We start from the raw sequence: 4,556 nt of genomic DNA, 5'->3' as shown, positions 1-4,556 counted from the left end.
CCCACACACTCCTCCGCGCCCCCTCCACCCGACCGCACCGTCTACGTCATCGGCGGCGGCCCCGGCGGACTCTCCGCCGCGTACGCGCTGCGGGCCCGGGGCATACGGGCCGTCGTCCTGGAGAAGTCCGGCCACGTCGGGGCGTCCTGGCGCGGCCACTACGACCGGCTGCACCTGCACACCACCCGCCGTCTGTCCTCCCTGCCCGGCCTGCCGATGCCGCGCCGGTTCGGGCGGTGGGTGTCCCGGGACAACGTGGTGCGGTACCTGGAGAAGTACGCCGAGCACCACCGGCTCGAAATCGTCACCGGCGTCGAGGTGTCCCGTATCGAGCACGCGCCCGACGGCACGGGCTGGCTGCTGCACGCCACCGGCGGCCGGGAGCTGACCGGCGCGGCCGTCGTCGTCGCCACCGGCTACAACCACACGCCCCGCGTGCCCGACTGGCCCGGCCGCGACACGTACACCGGCGAGTTCCTGCACGCCTCCGCCTACCGCAACGCCGAGCCCTTCGCCGGACGTGAGGTCCTCGTCGTGGGCGCCGGCAACACCGGCGCCGAGATCGCCGTGGACCTGGCGGACGGCGGCGCCCGGGTACGGCTGTCCATCCGCACCGTCCCGCACATCGTGCGCCGCTCGACCGCGGGCTGGGCCGCGCAGTACTCCGGCGTCATGGCACGGCACCTGCCGGTCGGCCTCGTCGACCGGATGGCCCGCCAGATGGGCAGACTGAGCGTGCCCGATCTGTCCGCCCACGGCCTGCCGCGGCCCGACACCGGCCTCTACACCCGGGTCACCGAGGGCGCCGTCCCCGTCCAGGACGTCGGTCTGATCGACGCCGTGCGCAAGGGCAGGGTGGAGGTCGTGGCGGCCGTGGAGGGCTTCGAGGACGGCAAGGTCGTACTCGCCGACGGCACCCGCCTCTCCCCGGACGCCGTCGTCGCGGCCACCGGCTACACGCGGGCCCTGGAGGGCCTCGTCGGCCACCTCGACGTGCTCGACGCCCGCGGGAGGCCCGTCGCCCAGGGCCCCCGCAGCCCGCGGACCGCGCCCGGCCTGTACTTCACCGGCTTCACCAACCCGATCAGCGGCATGTTCCGCGAGATGGCGATCGACGCGGTGAGGATCGCGAAGGCCATCGCGCGGGACGGTTCGGGGAGGGTGTCGCGACTGCCGGGCTGAAACCAGGGGGCGAGAACAGGGCTGAGGCCCAGGGGTACCGCAACTTGCTGCCTGCACAGCCATTCCTGACGTCATGTCAGTTCGGATAATCTGACAGAGCGTCAGTTAGCGGCTGTCTCACAGGAGCGGGCGGAACGATGCTTGGATCGACCCACGGCACCCTCACCACCGACTCCCGCCGGGCCCGGGCCATCGCCTGTGGCGAACGGTCCGGGCCCGTCGTGCACGGCAGGCCGGCCCAGCTCGGAGACCTCGATGTCAGCGGACGTCCGCTGCACGCCGACGCACCCGATCTGGACCGCTTCTTCCGCCCGCGGTCCGTCGCCGTGATCGGCGCGTCCGACGCCGAAGGGCGACCCAACACCGGCGTCACACGGCAACTGGCCGACTGGGCCGAGCGGGTCGGGGCGCGGCTGTATCCGGTGCATCCGAGCAGGCCGTCCGTCTTCGGCATGCCCTGCCGCCCTTCCGTCGCCGGCCTGCCCGAGCAGATCGACCTGGCCGTCGTGCTGGTCGGCGACCCCCTCCCGGTGGTCGAGGAACTGGCCGAGGTCAAGGCACGGTTCGCGGTCGTCTTCGCCTCCGGGTTCGCGGAGACCGGGCCGGAGGGCGAGGCCGCCCAGCGGCGACTGGCCGCCGCCGTCGAGCGGTCCGGGATGCGGCTGCTGGGCCCCAACACCAACCTCAACGCCTTCGAGCGGTTCCGTGACGACCTGGAGGGGCCGGCGATCGCGTTGATCACCCAGTCCGGCCACCAGGGCCGCCCCCTGTTCGCCCTCCAGGAACTCGGCATCCGGATCTCCCACTGGGCACCCACCGGCAACGAGGCCGACCTGGAGACCGCCGACTTCCTCTCCTACTTCGCCGAGCAGCCCGAGGTCGGCGCCATCGCCTGCTACCTGGAGGGGCTGAAGGACGGCCGCTCCTTCCTGCTCGCCGCCGACCGGGCCGCCCGGCGCGGCGTGCCGGTCGTCGCGGTCAAGGTGGGCCGCACCGAGACCGGCGCCCGCACGGCCGCCTCCCACACCGGCAAGCTGACCGGCGCGGACGCGGTGGTGGACGCGGCGCTACGGCAGTACGGCGTGATCCGCGTCGACGGCCTGGACGAACTCCAGGACACAGCAGCCCTGTTGGCCCGGGCCCGCCCGCCGCGCGCCGACGGGGTCGTCGTCTACTCGATCTCCGGCGGCACGGGCGCGCACGTCGCCGACCTGGCGACCGAGGCTGGCCTGCGGCTCCCGGTCCTGTCCGAGGCCAAACAGGCCGAGCTGCACCAGTGGATACCCGGGTACCTGAGCGTCGCCAACCCCGTCGACAACGGCGGTCACCCGGTCGGCGACCGACGCGGCCGGAAGATCATCGACGCCATCCTCGACGACCCCGAGGTGGGCGTGCTCATCTGCCCGATCACCGGGCCGTTCCCCCCGCTCAGCGACCGGCTCGTACGGGACCTGGTGGAGGCGGCGGAGCAGACGGACAAGCTGGTGTGCGTGGTCTGGGGCTCACCGGTCGGCACCGAGCCGGCCTACCGCGAGGTCCTGCTCGGTTCCTCCCGCGTGGCCACCTTCCGCACGGTCGGCAACTGCCTCACCGCCGTCCGCGCCTACCTCGGCCACCACCGCTTCACGACCGGCTACCGCTCCCCCTTCGACGACGCCCCGCGCACCCCCTCGCCGTCCTACCGCAAAGCCCAGGCGCTCATGCGGCCCGGCGAGCAGCTCAGCGAGCACGCGGCGAAGCAGCTGCTGCGGGCGTACGGCATCCGCGTGCCGCGCGAGCAGTTGGTGACCAGCGCGGCGGCGGCCGTACGGGCGGCGGGACTGGTGGGCTACCCGGTGGTGATGAAGGCCTCGGGGGCCCGGATCGCCCACAAGACCGAACTGGGCCTCGTGAAGATCGGGCTCACCTCGGCGAGCCAGGTCCGCGACGCCTACCGGGAGCTGACCGACATCGCCCGCTACGAGGATGTCCCGCTGGACGGCGTACTGGTCTGCCAGATGGTCGAGCAGGGCGTCGAGATGGTCGTCGGAGTCACGCACGACGACCTGTTCGGACCGACCGTGACCGTGGGGCTCGGCGGCGTGCTCGTGGAGGTCCTGCGCGACACCGCCGTAGGGGTGCCGCCGTTCGGTGAGGACCAGGCGCGGGACATGCTCGCCGGGCTGCGCGGCCGGGCGCTGCTCGACGGGGTCCGGGGCCGGCCGCCGGCGGACCTGGACGCACTCGTCGAAGTCGTCCTGCGCGTGCAACGCATGGCATTCGAACTCGGCGACCAGCTCGCGGAGTTGGACATCAACCCGCTGATGGTCCTGCCCCAGGGGCAGGGAGCGGTGGCGCTGGACGCGCTGGCGGTGTGCAGCCGATGACGGAACCCGCCGTTCTGCACACGAGGGGCCACCACGTCCTGTCCATCACCCTCAACCGGCCCGAGACCCTCAACGCCCTCACGCCCGACGATCGGGACGAGGTCGTGCGGCTGCTGTCGGAGGCGTCCGCGTCGCCGGACGTACGCGCGGTCGTCCTGACGGGAACGGGGCGCGGCTTCTGCGCCGGCGCGGACCTCCGGGGCACCGCCGCCACGACGACCGGCGAACGCGCCCCCGGAGACGTCGCCCGCACTCTCCGCTCCGGCGCCCAGCGTCTGATCGCCGCCGTCCTCGACTGCGAGAAGCCGGTGCTCGCGGCGGTCAACGGCACGGCGGCGGGCCTCGGCGCGCATCTGGCGTTCGCCTGCGACCTGGCCCTCGCGGCCGAATCGGCCCGTTTCATCGAGGTGTTCGTACGACGCGGTCTGGTGCCGGACGGCGGAGGCGCCTACCTCCTCCCCCGCCTCATCGGCCCGCGGCGCGCGAAGGAGTTGATGTTCTTCGGCGACGCGCTCTCGGCGACCGACGCGGAGCGGATGGGGCTGGTCAACCGGGTCGTCCCGGACGGCGACCTGGACAAGACGGCCCGCGCCTGGGCCGAACGCCTCGCCACCGGCCCGACCCGCGCTCTCGCCCTGACCAAACAGCTCGTCAACGCCTCCCTCGACGCCGACCGCGCGACCGCCTTCGCCGCCGAGGCCGCCGCGCAGGAGATCAACATGACGACGGCGGACGCGCAGGAGGGCGTACGGAGCTTCGCGGAGCGGCGGAGCCCGGTGTTCGGGGGCCACTGACCCTTCCTATCTGACGTGCCGTCAGTTTCAATGATGGGTGTGATGGGACAAGCAGGAATGGCAGAAGCCGCCGTCCGCTACCTCAGGTCGGTCCGCACACCCGCCCCGGAGCCCGTCGAAGCGCTGCCGCGCCCCGAGTTGCGGTGCGTCGGCGAGGACGAGCGCGCTCCCCTGGACCCGGCACAGTTCCGCCGCGTCCTCGGGAACTTCGCGA

The 4,556-nt window shown here is 73.0% G+C and carries 3 protein-coding genes and 1 pseudogene; all 4 read left to right on the top strand.

Annotated features, from left to right (window positions below; all coding sequences use genetic code 11):
* Positions 1–1,182, top strand: a 1,182-nt coding sequence (locus CA983_RS41080) for a flavin-containing monooxygenase (RefSeq protein ID WP_425276510.1), incomplete at its 5' end; no start/stop codon positions are given.
* Positions 1,183–1,319: 137 nt separating this feature from the next.
* Positions 1,320–3,548: an acetate--CoA ligase family protein gene (locus CA983_RS41075; protein ID WP_086605758.1), complete on the top strand. Its 2,229-nt coding sequence runs from the start codon at positions 1,320–1,322 to the stop codon at positions 3,546–3,548.
* Complete coding sequence (locus CA983_RS41070; RefSeq protein WP_086605759.1) at positions 3,545–4,342, top strand: enoyl-CoA hydratase/isomerase family protein; 798 nt, start codon at positions 3,545–3,547, stop codon at positions 4,340–4,342. The genes CA983_RS41075 and CA983_RS41070 overlap by 4 nt, the downstream gene beginning before the upstream one ends.
* A 42-nt stretch (positions 4,343–4,384) precedes the next feature.
* Positions 4,385–4,556 (top strand): annotated as a pseudogene (locus tag CA983_RS48610) (flavin reductase); the annotation flags it as partial.

This window comes from Streptomyces swartbergensis (assembly GCF_002148965.1).
Classification (GTDB): Bacteria; Actinomycetota; Actinomycetes; order Streptomycetales; family Streptomycetaceae; genus Streptomyces; species Streptomyces swartbergensis.
This window is presented reverse-complemented; position numbering and strand designations above follow the sequence as displayed.

Bases quoted from the DNA above. Each gene is read 5' to 3' on its own strand.
- CA983_RS41070 (WP_086605759.1), top strand. From the start codon at position 3,545: ATGACGGAACCCGCCGTTCTGCACACGAGGGGCCACCACGTCCTGTCC.
- CA983_RS41075 (WP_086605758.1), top strand. From the start codon at position 1,320: ATGCTTGGATCGACCCACGGCACCCTCACCACCGACTCCCGCCGGGCC.